Here is a 13485-nt window from a genome sequence, read left to right on the forward strand (position 1 = left end):
TCGTCCGAGCCTGAGAGGAACCCCGTGAGCACTCCGACCGCGCCCGCCGCCCGAGCGTCGTCGGAGGGCTCACGGTTCCCGCGGCTCCGTGGCCTGCTGGTCGACGCCGGGGCGAGCCGGGAGAGCGTCCTCGCGGCCGCGGTGGCCGTCGGCGTCCTCCTCGTGGTCAAATTCGCGGTGTCGCTGGTCCAGCTCCTGGGCAACGCGATCGCGTACGACCCGTCGCTCTACGCGAACGGCTTCCTCGCGTCGCCCGTGGGTCTGTTCCTCGGCTCGCTCGTGCTCTACCCGTTCTTCTTCTACCTCGTCGCGTTCGCCGTGCTGGCCTTCGCGACCCCGATCCTCCGCCGCACGCCGCTCGCCGTCGTCCTCGGCCGCGCACTGGTTGCCGGAGCCGCGGGCACGATCGCCCTCGCCCTCGCCGGCATCGTGACGGGCGTCGCGATGGCCGCCTCGACGCGGAACGCCGTGGCGATCCCGCTCTACGTGGTCTTCATCCCGCTGTCGACGGGGGTGCAGCTCACCGCGATCCTCGTGGCGGGGGCGGCGGTCGCCCGCGTCTGGCTCCGGCGGGTGGGCCCTCTGGGCCCGCAGGAGCCGCGGAGCACCGAGGCGTCCGTGGAGGCGTCGCCCGAGCATCCTGCGGCCCCGCCGTCGCACCCCTCCGCGCCGACCGACTCGCTCGCGGGGTCGCCGGGAGCCGCTGCCGAAGCGGGTCCGGTGTCGACCCCCCGGCCGCCCGCTCCACCCGCGTTCGTCGCTCCGACGCCGGTGCCGCAGGTCGGGCGCTCCGCGGACGAGGGCGACCACAGCCGCTTCGCGCCGCCCGCCGGCTGACCCCCGCCCGCTGGTGCGACATCACCGCGGTTCACCGCGTCAGCTCAGCTGCCGCTTCCGCCACTGCGGCACGCGCAGTCCGCTGGCCTCCAGGCGCACGGCGAGCTCCTTGCCTCCGACCGCCTGCGCACCGGCCCGGACGAGCTCGTCGTGGCGGGCCGCGGGGACGTCGTAGTGATCGTGGTCGAAGCCCCGGCGGGGGATCCCGTTCAGACTCGCGAACGCGTGGAGCTCCTCGTACGACTCGTCGCTGACCAGGTGGGCCCAGAGGGTGTCGTGCGCGGGCCAGACGGGCTCGTCGATCAGGATGGTCACCCGTGAGAGCGTACCCGGCGGCCCTTTGACCTGCCCTCGTCCGACCGGTATGCTGGGGAGTTGGTGCGCGCCGGTTTCGGTGCGCCGAACCGACTTCGTTCCCATCCCGACCCCCGGGCTTCGCGCTCGTGGGCCTCGATGCCCTGGAGCTTCCCGCTCCGGGGTCTCGTCGATGGGCGTCACCACGTCACGGCCGTTCCTCGTCGAGGAGCCGCCGCTAAGGAGAATCCATGGTCTACGCAATCGTGCGCGCCGGTGGTCGTCAGGAGAAGGTCGAGGTCGGGACGATCCTGACGGTCGATCGCCTGAAGGCGTCCGAGAGCGACACCGTCTCGTTCGTCCCCGTGCTGCACGTCGACGGCGACACCATCCTCGCCGGCGACAAGCTCGCGAAGGTCTCGGTCGAGGGCGAGGTCCTGAACGACCTCCGCGGCCCGAAAATCGTCATCCAGAACTACAAGAACAAGACCGGGTACAAGCGCCGCATGGGTTTCCGCGCCGACCTCACCCGCGTCAAGATCACCGCGATCACCGCCAAGTAAAGGGAGCCGACACCTCATGGCACACAAAAAGGGCGCATCGTCCACCCGTAACGGTCGCGACTCGAACGCTCAGCGCCTCGGCGTGAAGCGCTTCGGCGGCCAGGTCGTCCTCGCGGGCGAGATCCTCGTCCGCCAGCGCGGCACCCACTTCCACCCCGGCGTGAACGTCGGCCGCGGCGGCGACGACACCCTCTTCGCCCTCGCCCCCGGCTCCGTCCAGTTCGGCGCCAAGGGCGGCCGCAAGGTCGTCAACATCGTCGCCGCCGAGGCCTGAGCCTCCGAACGGCGACACCTTTCAAGCGACGGGCGGGCTTCGGCTCGCCCTTCGTGTTTTGACCCCCGAAAAGACTGAGAAAATCTCCCCATGGCCACATTCGTCGACCAAGTGACGCTCCACCTCAAGGCGGGCAACGGCGGAAACGGCTGTGTCTCGGTCAAGCGCGAGAAGTTCAAGCCGCTCGCCGGTCCCGACGGCGGCAATGGCGGTCACGGCGGCGACATCGTGCTGGTCAGCGACAACGGCGTCACGACCCTCCTCGGCTTCCACCGCAACCCGCACCGCTCGAGCCCCAACGGCGGACCCGGCATGGGCGACCACCGCAGCGGCAACAACGGTGAGACGCTCGAGCTGCAGGTGCCGGTCGGCACGGTCATCTCCGACGAGGACGGCAACGAGCTCATCGACATGAACGTCGCGGGTCTCCGCTACGTCGTGGCCGAGGGCGGGATCGGCGGCCTCGGCAACGCGGCCCTCTCGTCGACCAAGCGCAAGGCGCCCGGCTTCGCCCTCCTCGGCACCCCCGGGTGGCAGGGCGACGTGCGCATGGAGCTCAAGGTCGTCGCCGACGTCGCCCTCGTCGGGTACCCGTCCGCCGGCAAGTCGAGCCTCGTCGCCGCCATCTCCGCGGCCAAGCCGAAGATCGCCGACTACCCGTTCACGACGCTCCACCCGAACCTCGGGGTCGTCGAGTCGGGGACGACCCGCTTCACCGTGGCCGACGTGCCCGGACTCATCGAGGGCGCCAGCGAGGGCAAGGGGCTCGGCCTCGAGTTCCTGCGCCACGTCGAGCGCTGCTCGGCGCTGCTGCACGTCCTCGACTGCGCGACGCTCGACCCGGGCCGCGATCCGCTCACCGACCTCGACGTCATCCAGGCCGAGCTCGCGGCGTACCCGGTCCCGGAGGGCCAGTTGCCCCTCCTCGAGCGCCCGCAGCTGATCGTCCTCAACAAGATCGACGTGCCCGAGGCCCGCGAGCTCGCCGACTTCGTCCGGGGCGACCTCGAGTCGCGCGGCTACCGTGTCTTCGAGATCTCGGCCGTGTCGCACGAGGGCCTCCGCGACCTCTCCTTCGCGCTCGCCGAGGTCGTCGAGGCCGACCGCGCCGCCCGCGCGCAGGAGGAACTCGAGCGCCCGCGCATCGTCATCCGTCCGAAGGCGGTCAACGAGTCCAAGTTCGAGGTGCTCGTCGAGGGCGGTTCCTACGGGAACGTCTACCGCATCCGCGGGGCCAAGCCGGAGCGCTGGGTGCTGCAGACGGACTTCAACAACGAGGAGGCCGTGGGCTACCTCGCCGACCGCCTCAACAAGCTCGGCGTCGAGGACCGCCTCTTCAAGGCCGGGGCCATCGCCGGCTCGACCGTCGTCATCGGCGGCGCCGGCGGCATCGTCTTCGACTGGGAGCCGACGCTGACCTCGACCGCCGAGCTCATGACGGCGGCGCGCGGAACCGACCCGCGACTCCACCAGAGCTCCCGCCTCACCCGCAACGAGCGCCGCGAGGACTACTTCGCGCGGATGGACGCCAAGGCCGAGGCCCGTGCCGAGCTCATGCGCGAGCGCGCCGCCGGCCTCTGGACCGACGACGACGGCTTCGAAGTGGGATCCGCGGCGCTCGGCGACGAGGTCGACGACACCGACGTCGACGTCGACGAGACGGACCTCGACGACGCGAGCGTCGCCCGGATGGGCCCCGACGCGGACGACGAGGCCAAGTGACCCGGAACGACGAGGCGCAGGCGACCAGGCCGCTCGGCCGCGTTCTGACGCGCGCCGACATCCCGACCGCCCGCCGCGTCGTCGTCAAGGTCGGCTCCTCGTCGATCAGCGGGCCGAACGCCGACCAGATCGGCCCCCTGGTCGACGCCCTCGCCGAGAGCCACGGGCGGGGCACGGAGGTCGTCCTGGTCTCGTCGGGTGCCATCGCGACGGGGATGCCCTACCTCCGTCTCGACAGCAGACCGACCGACCTCGCGACGCAGCAGGCCGCCGCCGCGGTCGGCCAGAACGTGCTGATCTACCGCTACCAGGAGAGCCTGCGCCGGTTCGGCATCGTGGCGGGCCAGGTGCTCCTGACGGCGGGCGACATCGACAACCCGACCCACCGGTCGAACGCCCAGCGCGCGATGGAGCGGCTGCTGAAGCTGCGCATCCTGCCCATCGTCAACGAGAACGACACGGTCGCGACGCACGAGATCCGCTTCGGAGACAACGACCGCCTCGCCGCCCTCGTCTCGCAGCTCGTCGAGGCCGATCTGCTCGTGCTGCTCTCCGACGTCGACGCGCTCTACACGAGGCCCCCGCACGAGCCGGGCGCCGTCAAGATCGACGAGGTGCCGTTCGGAGACGCCCTCGCGGGCATCTCCTTCGGGGCGGCAGGAGCCGCGGGCGTCGGCACCGGGGGAGCGGGCACCAAGGTCGCGGCCGCCCGCCTCGCCGCCGACAGCGGTACGCCCGTGCTCGTCACCTCGACCACCCGCGTCGCCGAGGCGCTCTCGGGCGCCGACATCGGGACCTGGTTCGCCGCGCATCCCTGACGTCGTCGAGACCGCTGCGGCCGCCGTCCCGCCGGGGTGCGGTGCTGGGCGTCGTCGCTAGAATCGCGTCATGACGACCGAGGCCGCGCTGACGCAGGAGACCGACACCGACGGAACGGCGCCGGACCTCTCGCCCGCGCTCGTGGCGAAACTCGTCGCGGCCAAGCTGGCCTCCCGGCAGCTGTCCACGGCGACGGCTCAGTCGAAGAACGACGGGCTGCGCGCCATCGCCCGAGCGGTCCGCGACAACGCGGCCCGCATCGTGGCGGCGAACGACCTCGACCTCGCTCGCGGTCACGACGGCGGACTCGCCCCGGGGCTCCTCGATCGGCTCCGCCTCGACGACGCCCGCCTCGACGCTCTGGCGACGGCCACCGAGCTCGTCGCCGACCTGGTCGACCCCGTCGGCGAGGTCCTGCGCGGCAAGGTCCTCCCCAACGGCCTGTCGCTCACGCAGATCCGCGTTCCCTTCGGCGTCGTCGGCGCGATCTACGAGGCGCGACCCAATGTCACGATCGACATCGCCGCTCTCGCGCTCAAGAGCGGCAACGCGGCCGTCCTCCGGGGCGGGAGCGCGGCGGAGGAGACCAACCGGGTCCTCGTCGGGATCCTCCAGGAGGCCCTCGTCGAGGTCGGCCTCCCGCGCGAGGCCGTCCAGACCATCGACGAGCTCGGCCGTCAGGGAGCCACGGAGCTCATGCGCGCCCGCGGCCACGTCGACGTGCTCGTCCCGCGCGGGAGCGCGCAGCTGATCGACACCGTGGTGCGCGAGTCGAAGGTGCCGGTGATCGAGACGGGCGCGGGTGTCGTCCACGTCTACCTGGACGAGTCGGCCGACGCCCGGTGGGCCGAGGACATCGTGCGGAACGCCAAGGTCCAGCGCCCCAGCGTGTGCAACGCCCTCGAGACCCTGCTGGTCCACCGTGACGCGGCCCCGCGGCTCCTGCCGGGCATCCTGGCCGCGCTCCGCGAGGACGGCGTGACCATCCACGGCGACGAGGCGACGCGGTCGCTCTTCGCGGACGCGGTCGCCGCCACCGAGGAGGACTGGTCGACCGAGTACATGAGCCTCGACCTCTCCGTGCGCATCGTCGACGATCTCGACGGGGCGCTCGCTCACATCGAGCGCTACTCGACGAAGCACACCGAGTCGATCGTCACCAACGACCTCTCCCGCGCCGAGCGGTTCCTCGCGGAGGTCGACAGCGCCGTGGTCATGGTCAACGCCTCCACCCGGTTCACCGACGGCGGCGAGTTCGGCTTCGGCGCCGAGGTGGGCATCTCGACGCAGAAGCTCCACGCCCGCGGGCCCATGGGCCTCCCGGAGCTCACGAGCACCAAGTGGGTCGTCCGCGGTTCCGGTCAGGTGCGCGGGTAGCCCTGCCCACGCGACTAGACTCGTCTCGTCGCACGCTTCGAAACGGAGAATCCATGCTGTTCGCCACGGCCGTCCTCACCAGCCTCGCCGCTGTCGAAGAGAAGGCGCCCACCATCGCCCCGGCCTTCGTCATCGCCCTCTTCGCCGCGGCGGTCTTCTTCGTCCTCGGCTTCGTCGTCTTCAGCTACAAGAACGTCGCGAACCGCCAGATGCCGCAGAACGCTCCTCGTCGCCCCGAGTCCCCGGTCGACGAGTTCGGTCACGCCGAAGAGCACTAGCCTCAGCCCTCGTCGACGACCGTGACGATCGCACCAGCTGAGCGCAGGGCCCGTATCGGGGTCATGGGCGGAACATTCGACCCCATCCACCACGGGCACCTCGTGGCCGCCAGCGAGGTCGCGACCGAGTTCGGCCTCGACGAGGTCATCTTCGTCCCGACCGGTCAGCCGTGGATGAAGCACACGGTCACGGCGGGGGAGCACCGCTACCTGATGACCGTCATCGCGACGGCGTCCAACCCGCGCTTCACGGTCAGCCGCGTCGACATCGACCGCGCGGGCACCACGTACACGATCGACACGCTCCGCGACATCCGAGCCGTGCACCCCGACGCCGACCTCTTCTTCATCACCGGCGCCGACGCCGTCGCCCAGATCCTCGACTGGAAAGACGTGCAGGAGCTCTGGGACCTCGCCCACTTCGTCGCCGTCTCCCGGCCCGGTCACGACCTCACCGTCAGCGGTCTCCCAGCGAGCGAAGTAAGCTTGCTCGAAGTCCCTGCACTGTCGATATCGTCCACCGACTGTCGCAGCCGCGTCGGCCGGGGCTCCCCGGTCTGGTATCTGGTTCCTGACGGTGTCGTGCAGTACATCTCCAAGCACCACCTGTACCGGGCCGAGAGCCCGGTCGCGAGCGAATCCGTATCGGAGAGTGCATGAGTTCGACCAACGGCCAGCCGCCCCTCACCCGGAGGCAGGTGCGCGAGCTCGAGCGAGCGCGTGAGGCCGGCGAGGCGATCACCGGCAGCATCTCGGTCGTCTCCGGTTCCCCCGTGCCCTCCGCCATGCCGGTGACCACGCCGTCCCCCGTCTCCGCACCGAAACCCGCCTCCGTTCCCGCGCCGGCATCGGTGCCCGTGGCCGGGCACGCGCCCACGAGGCGCGAGCTGCGAGCCCAGCGGGAGGCCGAGGCTCCTGCGGGCCAGAGCCCGGTGCCGTTGAAAGCCCCCGCGCCCGAGCACGAGCGCGACCTCTCCGAGGCGCTCAGCCACGTCGCCGACATCGAGAACGGGCAGGCGTCGACGCCGCGTCCGCCGCAGGAGGCGCCGCGGGTGGCCGGGCCCGGAGCGGCTGCCTCGGGTGCCGCTGGTCCCGGCGCCGCCATTGCTGGTGCCGCCGTTCCCGGTGCCGCGTCGCCCGCCGAGCCCGCGTCACCGCCGCAGAGCGAGCTACCGGCTCCCGTGTCGGTCAGCCGCGTCGACGCCCCGTCCGCTACGGCGCCGGCCGACCTCTCCGTCGTGCCCGAGGCCGACTCCGGTCGTCCCGGCGCCGGTCCCGTGTTCGAAGACGTCCCCGGGCCGCGCCGCACCGGCTCGACCGGTCCCGTTCCCGAGACCGCTTCACCCCGCTCCGGGCCTCCTGCGCCCTCGTCGACGCCGACCGTCTTCCCGTTCGTCCTCTCCGGCGGACAGTCACCGCAGTCGGCTCCGGCGACGACCGGTTCGTCGCGCATCGGCGCGGCCGAGGTCGCGCCGTCCGCCGCCGCATCGGCTCCCGCGGCATCCGCCGCTGCGGCGTCCGCACCGGCACCGGCCGCGGCATCATCGTCAGGCACCTCGGCTCCCGCTGGTGGCCGCGCCGCCGCCGCAGCCGCGCCGGTCGAGCCCCCGAGAGCCGCGCAGGAGCCCCGAGCCACCGCCTCCCGCCCCGAGGAGTCTCCGTCTCCCCGGCGCCAGCAGCCCCCGCAGATCCCGGCGTCCGTCCCGGAGCCCAGCGGCTACGTGCCTCCGACGGGCCACTGGTCGACGCAGGGCGACGTCGATGACGACACGATCGACACCGTGGGGTCCCACTTCGGCACCGTCACCGGCCAGCAGAACGCCCTGATCCTCGACGACGACAAGCTGCCCGACGTCACGGGTGCGCTGAACGCCACCGGCGAGATCATCATCACGGGCTCGATCGACCTCCCCCGCAGCCTCGCGGCGACGGGCTCGCACCACGCGCAGCGCATCGACGGTGCCGACATCGACCGGATGCTCGAGGAGAGCGATCGGGACGCTCCCGACTCCGACGCGACGCCGGTCAGGGCGTCGCGCGCGGTGAGCGCGAACACCTCGACCCGCGCGGTCGTGCTGACCGCCGGCAAGCCCAAGACGAACCGGGCACCGATTATCGCCGCGGTCTGTGCCAGCGTGGTCGGTGTTGGTATCGTGGTCACGGTCATCGTCGCTTTCGCGAACGGCATCATCTAACCGCAGCCGTTCTGCTCGCCGAGTTCCACCCCCAGTCTTCTCCTCTCTCGTCGTTCTTCCCCCTTCTCCAAAGGAATCCGTGACAGCCACCCCCGAATCCATCGAGCTGGTCCAGCTCGCCGCGCGTGCCGCCGACTCGAAGCAGGCCGACGACCTCGTCGCCCTCGACGTCAGCGAGCCCCTCGCCCTCACCGACATCTTCCTCCTCGCCTCCGGTCGAAACGAGCGCAACGTCGTCGCGATCGCCGGCGAGATCGAAGACAAGATGATCGAGGCCGGCGTCAAGCCGCTGCGTCGGGAGGGTCGCGCCGAGGGGCGCTGGATCCTGCTCGACTTCGGCGACATCGTCGTGCACGTCTTCCACGACGAGGACCGCCAGTTCTACTCGCTCGAGCGCCTCTGGAGCGACTGCCCCGCGATCGCCCTCGACCTCGAGACGACGTCGCAGGCCGCCGAGGCCTGAGCACGGGCATCCTGCCGCGCGGTGCCGCTTTCTGCGGTCCGCGCGGCTTTGCTGTGCGCGCAGCAATTCAGGGTGCTCCTCGGGGCGTCTGGTGCAGTGGAGGGCAGAGCGCCCCGCCCGACGGGTGCCCGAGGAGGACCCGTGAAGTGCCCCATCGACAACCAGACCCTCGTCATCAGCGAGCGCGGCGGCATCGAGATCGACTATTGCCCGGACTGCCGTGGCGTGTGGCTCGACCGCGGTGAGCTCGACAAGATCATCGATCGGGCCGGTCCCGGTCCCGGTTCGGGGTCGGGGTCGGGGTCGTCGTCGGCGTCGTCCGCGTCGTCCGGCTCGTTCGCGTCCGGCTCGTTCCCGGGGTCGGCGGGCTCGGTGGCCGTCGGCGGGCAGGCGCCGCACGAGGTGCGGCAGGCGCAGTACGAGCGCGATCAGCTCGAATGGCATTGGCAGGAGCAGGAACGGCTCCGGGCGGGCGCCCGCGGCCGGGACGATCGGGGCGGGTACGACGACCGAGGTCCAGGCGACCAGCGAGGCGGCGATCGGGGCTTCGACGACCAGCGGGGCTACGGTGACCAGCGGGGCTACGGTGACCAGCGGGGCTACGGCGACCGAGGTGGCTACGGCCAGCGTCGCAAGAAGAAGGACAACTGGCTCAGCGAGCTCTTCGACTGACGCGGTCCGCGGTGGCGGGTGGTCTTGCGTCGCTCGAAAGTGTAGTAATCTTGACAAGTTGCTTCTTCGGGAGCAGCGAAGTCTGGGTCTGTGGCGCAGCTGGTAGCGCACCTGCATGGCATGCAGGGGGTCAGGGGTTCGAGTCCCCTCAGATCCACCCTCACGAAGAAGCCCCGCCTCGAGCGGGGCTTTTCCGTTCCCTCGGCAGCGTCGGGCCGGCCCGCCCCTGAACCATCGGGCTCGGTCCGGTCCGCCGCGGCCCGTGCCTCCTGCCCCCGCGCCGGTGCCGGCGCTCCGGCGCCGCGGCCCCGTCGCCCTGTCGGCGGGAGACTCCACGTTTTGCGGGTTCTGGGGAAACTGAGCGGCGTGTCGTGGAGTCTCGCGGAGTGAGCCGGCGGTGTCGGATGGCGGCACCGGGCGGGAGACTCCACGTTTTGCGGGTTCTGGGGAAACTGAGCGGCGTGTAGTGGAGTCTCGCGGGGCGGGGTGCGGCGGCGTCGGTCGGGCGACTCCACGACTTGCGGGTTCTGGGGAAAGTGAGCGGCGAGTCGTGGAGTCTCACCGGGCGGGCGGGCGGGCGGGCGGCCGGACGCGGCGGGCGCGCAGGGCGCAGCGCAGCGCTCAGGCGTCGCGCGGGGCGGCGAGCTCGAGGTTGATGTCGTCGGGGTCCTGGAGCGAGAGGACCACGAGGCCGAACGCCGGGAGATCCAGGACGTCGCCGTGCGTGATCCCGGCCTCGGTGAGGCGTGCGGCCGCGGCGCGGATCTCCGCGGGGGAGTCGACGCGGAGGCTCAGGTGGTCGAGGCCGACGCGGTCCGGGTCGAACCGGTCGCCGGGCTTCGCCACCGGCCGGAGCCCCAGCGTCTGCCCGCCGAACGTGAACGAGCACCCGCCGTAGGTGCGGTCGGGGTCGTCGTGGATCGTCGGGTCGTCGATCTGGTCGCTGAAGTCGCTGCCGGGCGGCATGCCGAAGAGGCGCTCGTAGAACGCCTTGCTCCGGTGGATGTCGGTGACGGTCAGACGGACGTGCGCGAACCCGCGCGGGGTGACGAGAGCGGAAGCCATGCTCCGAGTCAACGCCGTCCGCGCGGGCCCGTCCCGCCGCCGCTCTCGTCGGACCGCAGGATCCGCTCAGCCGACGATCGCCGGAACGCGCGCGTACTCGAAGACCAGGCGCGCCGGGATGCTCCCCGACAGGACCTCCGCGATGGCCTCGTTGACGTCCTCGAGCTGACGCGTCTCCGCGATGACGCGCGTCTTGCCCGCGGCGTGGAGGGCGAACACCTCGGCGAGATCCTGCCGGGTCCCGACGATCGACCCGAGGATCGAGATCCCCTTGATGACCGTGTCGAAGATCGGGATGCTCATCGTCCCCTCGGCGGGGAGCGCCACGCAGACGAGTCGTCCGCCGCGGCGCAGCGACGCGAACGCCTGCTCCAAGACCCGGGGCGACGCTGCCAGGACGACCGCCACGTCGAGCCCGCCGAGCGCCTGGATCGCCTCGACCGGGTTCACCGTGGCCGCGTCGACGACGTGCTCGGCTCCGAGCTCCTTCGCCAGGTCGAGCTTCGGCTGCTCGATGTCGACGGCGACGACGGTGCCGCCCATGATCCGGGCGTATTGGACGGCCAGGTGACCGAGCCCGCCGATTCCGAAGATGCCGACGTGCTCGGTCGGCTGCACCTTCGCCACCTTCAGGGCCTTGTAGGTGGTGAGGCCCGCGCAGGAGAGGGGCGCGGCGTCGAGCGAGGAGATGCCGTCGGGCACGGCGACGACGTACTTGGCGCTCGCGACGGCGTACTCCGCGAAGGCGCCGTCGATCGAGTAGCCGCTGTTCTCCTGCTTCTCGCAGAGCGTCTCCCGGCCGTCGATGCAGTAGCGGCACTCGCCGCAGGCCTCGCCCAGCCACGGGATCGCGACGCGGTCGCCGACCGAGCGGTCCGTGACTCCTGCGCCCAGCTTCTCGACGATGCCGATGCCCTCGTGTCCGGGGACGATCGGCAGCGGGGGCTTGACGGGCCAGTCGCCGCCGGCGGCGTGGATGTCGGTGTGGCAGAGGCCGCACGTCTCCAGGCGGACGAGGACCTGGCCCGGGCCGGGATCGGGGACAGGACGCTCGACGATCTCAAGGGGTGCACTGAACGAGGTGACGACGGCTGCCTTCATGGGGGACCCTTTCGACGAAGCCGCCCCGGCGCCCGGCTCGGACGAGCGGGCGGTGCGGGGTGTCCTTCGATGACACGCTCGCAGGATGCGCGGGGGCGCGGCAGGGCCGAACGTCCCCGGGACTCCACGACACGCTGCTCATGTTCCGGCGGGCGCGGCGTGTCGCCGTGGGCTCCCGACGGAGCGGCCCGCAGGATCCCCGGGGCGACGTCGGCGCGCCCGCGAGACTCCACGATGCGGCGTTTACCCCGAACGTGAGCAGCGTGTCGTGGAGTCTCGCGGAGGGGCGTGCGGCGGCCCCGCGCCGAGACTCCACGACGCGCCGCTCGTGTCCCGGGGGGCGCGGCGTGTCGTGGAGTCTCGGGTCAGTTGAGGCAGGGCACGCCGGCGGCCGGCGCCGCGGCAGCGGCCGGCGCGGAGGCGCCCGACGCGGCACCACCGGACGAGCCAGCACCCGCACCAGCGGACGCCTTCGTCGTCGCCACCACACCGTCCGTCCCGAGCACGAGCGTCACGCTCGCGACGCCCGTCACCGCCTCGAGGGTCGCCCCCGGCACGTACTTCGCGAGCGTCGACGCCTGCGACCCCATCGACGCGGGGTACTGGATCGTCGTGCCCGAGCGCGTGCTGACGGTGCCCGGGGTGCCGACCGCGAAGCCGACCTTCTCGAGCGTCGAGGAGTTCGTCGCCGCGGCCCCGCTCTGCCCGCTCCCGTTGAGCACGGTGACCTTCACCGACGACGGCGCGACGGCCGCGGGAGCGGCCGGAGCCGCACTCGACCCCGACGAGGTCGCCTTCTGGTCGAGCTTGGCCACGAAGGCCGGCATGGCCTCCTCGTCGACCTTGACGATGGAGACCGCCGAGCCGTCGTAGTAGATCGTCGGGGTCCCGGAGATCGGGATGGTGGCCGACTGGAGGTTGCCCCCCGCGAGGTCCTTGAGCTGCGTCGCGAGGCCGAGGAAGTCGAGCCCGGGATCGGTCTGGATCGCCCCGCTCACGGCGGTCAGGAGACCGTTCAGCTTGCCCGGGTTCAGGAGCGTCGACGGGGAGAGGACGTTCTTCATCTCGGCGCTGAGGAAGTAGCGCTGGCGAGCCTCGCGGTCGAGGTCGCCGCCCGGGAGCCCGTGCCGTTGGCGCACGAACGCGAGCGTCTGCATGGCATCGAGCGTCGACTCGCCCTTCGGGGCGACGAACGTCGAGTAGGGGTCGTCCACAGCGTCGTTCAGGCACACGCGGAGCGGGTCGAGGGCCTTGGCGACGTCGTAGAAGCCGAGCATCGAGATGCGGACGAAGTGGTCGATGTGCAGCCCCGAGACGTTCTCGACGGTCTTCACGAGAAGCTGCGCGCCTCCGGCGTCTCCGCCCGAGGCGGACCCGTAGGCGAACGCCGCGTTGAGCTTGCCCATCCCGTGGCCGGGGATCGAGACCCAGGAGTCGCGGGGCAGCGAGACGAGCGTCGCCTTCGCGCCGTTCGAAGGGATGTGCAGCACCATCATCGAGTCGGTGTTCGTCCCGCCGCCGTCGGCCGTCGTGCCGAGTTCCGCGAGCTCCTGCGCCGACGCGTTCGCCGGCCGGTGGTCGTCGCCGACGAGCAGGATGTTCTGGCCCGAGGACGAGGACGCCGCGGACGACGCCGCGGGGATGGCGTCGATGTGCGTGATGCCGCCGACGAAGTGCTGGTAGTTGTACACGGCGTAGGCGACGGTCGCGGCCAGGACGAGGACGACCACGACGGCGATCCAGCGGACGACGTGGCGGGGGCGGACGCGGAGGCGCGAGCGGGGCGTGTCGGACATTCCGCAACCTCACCATCGAAAACAGGGAT

At 71.6% G+C, this 13485-nt stretch carries 15 protein-coding genes and 1 tRNA gene; 12 read left to right on the forward strand and 4 right to left on the reverse strand.

Annotated elements, in window-relative coordinates; translation table 11 throughout:
* The first annotated feature begins 24 nt into the window (after nt 1–24).
* Nucleotides 25–837 (forward strand): hypothetical protein, encoded by an 813-nt coding sequence (locus tag AS850_RS05110; RefSeq protein WP_119868146.1) that lies wholly within the window; start codon nt 25–27, stop codon nt 835–837.
* A gap of 39 nt (nt 838–876) precedes the next feature.
* Here AS850_RS05110 and AS850_RS05115 read toward each other — a convergent pair whose 3' ends face one another.
* Entirely contained in the window at nt 877–1152 is a 276-nt protein-coding gene (locus AS850_RS05115) for a DUF4031 domain-containing protein (protein WP_119868147.1), read from the reverse strand.
* 230 nt (nt 1153–1382) lie between these two features.
* Here AS850_RS05115 and rplU point away from each other — a divergent pair, with 230 nt between their 5' ends.
* The 11 genes from rplU to AS850_RS05170 all read left to right on the forward strand — a co-directional run bounded on the left by rplU (nt 1383) and on the right by AS850_RS05170 (nt 9651).
* Nucleotides 1383–1694: a 50S ribosomal protein L21 gene (gene rplU / locus AS850_RS05120; protein ID WP_119868148.1), complete on the forward strand. Its 312-nt coding sequence runs from the start codon at nt 1383–1385 to the stop codon at nt 1692–1694.
* 16 nt (nt 1695–1710) lie between these two features.
* Nucleotides 1711–1968: a 50S ribosomal protein L27 gene (gene rpmA, locus AS850_RS05125; protein WP_119868149.1), complete on the forward strand. Its 258-nt coding sequence runs from the start codon at nt 1711–1713 to the stop codon at nt 1966–1968.
* Between the two features lie 90 nt (nt 1969–2058).
* Nucleotides 2059–3690: a GTPase ObgE gene (gene obgE, locus AS850_RS05130; RefSeq protein WP_119868150.1), complete on the forward strand. Its 1632-nt coding sequence runs from the start codon at nt 2059–2061 to the stop codon at nt 3688–3690.
* Between the two features lie 44 nt (nt 3691–3734).
* Entirely contained in the window at nt 3735–4508 is a 774-nt protein-coding gene (proB, locus tag AS850_RS05135; protein WP_119870139.1) for a glutamate 5-kinase, read from the forward strand.
* Between the two features lie 70 nt (nt 4509–4578).
* Nucleotides 4579–5886, forward strand: a complete 1308-nt coding sequence (locus AS850_RS05140) for a glutamate-5-semialdehyde dehydrogenase (RefSeq protein ID WP_119868151.1) — start codon at nt 4579–4581, stop codon at nt 5884–5886.
* A gap of 53 nt (nt 5887–5939) precedes the next feature.
* The gene (locus tag AS850_RS05145; RefSeq protein ID WP_119868152.1) at nt 5940–6164 is read left to right on the forward strand and encodes a hypothetical protein; all 225 of its coding nucleotides are present in this window, start codon (nt 5940–5942) and stop codon (nt 6162–6164) included.
* A gap of 27 nt (nt 6165–6191) precedes the next feature.
* Nucleotides 6192–6824, forward strand: a complete 633-nt coding sequence (gene nadD / locus AS850_RS05150) for a nicotinate-nucleotide adenylyltransferase (protein WP_257788675.1) — start codon at nt 6192–6194, stop codon at nt 6822–6824.
* Nucleotides 6821–8359: a hypothetical protein gene (locus AS850_RS05155; RefSeq protein ID WP_119868154.1), complete on the forward strand. Its 1539-nt coding sequence runs from the start codon at nt 6821–6823 to the stop codon at nt 8357–8359. The genes nadD and AS850_RS05155 overlap by 4 nt, the downstream gene beginning before the upstream one ends.
* Before the next feature lie 79 nt (nt 8360–8438).
* Nucleotides 8439–8822: a ribosome silencing factor gene (rsfS, locus tag AS850_RS05160; protein ID WP_119868155.1), complete on the forward strand. Its 384-nt coding sequence runs from the start codon at nt 8439–8441 to the stop codon at nt 8820–8822.
* Nucleotides 8823–8963: 141 nt separating this feature from the next.
* Nucleotides 8964–9494 carry a TFIIB-type zinc ribbon-containing protein gene (locus tag AS850_RS05165; protein ID WP_119868156.1) on the forward strand — a complete coding sequence of 177 codons (531 nt, stop codon included), beginning with the start codon at nt 8964–8966 and terminating at the stop codon, nt 9492–9494.
* 84 nt (nt 9495–9578) lie between these two features.
* Nucleotides 9579–9651 (forward strand) — tRNA-Ala (locus AS850_RS05170).
* Between the two features lie 464 nt (nt 9652–10115).
* Here the strand turns inward: AS850_RS05170 and AS850_RS05175 are convergent.
* From AS850_RS05175 to AS850_RS05185, 3 genes are all read right to left on the reverse strand, one after another.
* Complete coding sequence (locus AS850_RS05175) at nt 10116–10559, reverse strand: VOC family protein (RefSeq protein ID WP_119868157.1); 444 nt, start codon at nt 10557–10559, stop codon at nt 10116–10118.
* Between the two features lie 66 nt (nt 10560–10625).
* The gene (adhP, locus tag AS850_RS05180; RefSeq protein WP_119868158.1) at nt 10626–11660 is read right to left on the reverse strand and encodes an alcohol dehydrogenase AdhP; all 1035 of its coding nucleotides are present in this window, start codon (nt 11658–11660) and stop codon (nt 10626–10628) included.
* Nucleotides 11661–12025: 365 nt separating this feature from the next.
* Nucleotides 12026–13456: an LCP family protein gene (locus AS850_RS05185; RefSeq protein ID WP_119868159.1), complete on the reverse strand. Its 1431-nt coding sequence runs from the start codon at nt 13454–13456 to the stop codon at nt 12026–12028.
* Nucleotides 13457–13485 lie beyond the last annotated feature (29 nt).

It is taken from the genome of Frondihabitans sp. 762G35, assembly GCF_002074055.1.
GTDB lineage: Bacteria > Actinomycetota > Actinomycetes > Actinomycetales > Microbacteriaceae > Frondihabitans.

What these genes read in the sequence shown, in the direction of transcription:
- rplU (WP_119868148.1), top strand. Translation starts at nt 1,383, where the DNA reads ATGGTCTACGCAATCGTGCGCGCCGGTGGTCGTCAGGAGAAGGTCGAG.
- rpmA (WP_119868149.1), top strand. Translation starts at nt 1,711, where the DNA reads ATGGCACACAAAAAGGGCGCATCGTCCACCCGTAACGGTCGCGACTCG.
- obgE (WP_119868150.1), top strand. Translation starts at nt 2,059, where the DNA reads ATGGCCACATTCGTCGACCAAGTGACGCTCCACCTCAAGGCGGGCAAC.
- AS850_RS05140 (WP_119868151.1), top strand. Translation starts at nt 4,579, where the DNA reads ATGACGACCGAGGCCGCGCTGACGCAGGAGACCGACACCGACGGAACG.
- AS850_RS05145 (WP_119868152.1), top strand. Translation starts at nt 5,940, where the DNA reads ATGCTGTTCGCCACGGCCGTCCTCACCAGCCTCGCCGCTGTCGAAGAG.
- AS850_RS05155 (WP_119868154.1), top strand. Translation starts at nt 6,821, where the DNA reads ATGAGTTCGACCAACGGCCAGCCGCCCCTCACCCGGAGGCAGGTGCGC.
- AS850_RS05175 (WP_119868157.1), bottom strand. Translation starts at nt 10,559, where the DNA reads ATGGCTTCCGCTCTCGTCACCCCGCGCGGGTTCGCGCACGTCCGTCTG.
- adhP (WP_119868158.1), bottom strand. Translation starts at nt 11,660, where the DNA reads ATGAAGGCAGCCGTCGTCACCTCGTTCAGTGCACCCCTTGAGATCGTC.
- AS850_RS05185 (WP_119868159.1), bottom strand. Translation starts at nt 13,456, where the DNA reads ATGTCCGACACGCCCCGCTCGCGCCTCCGCGTCCGCCCCCGCCACGTC.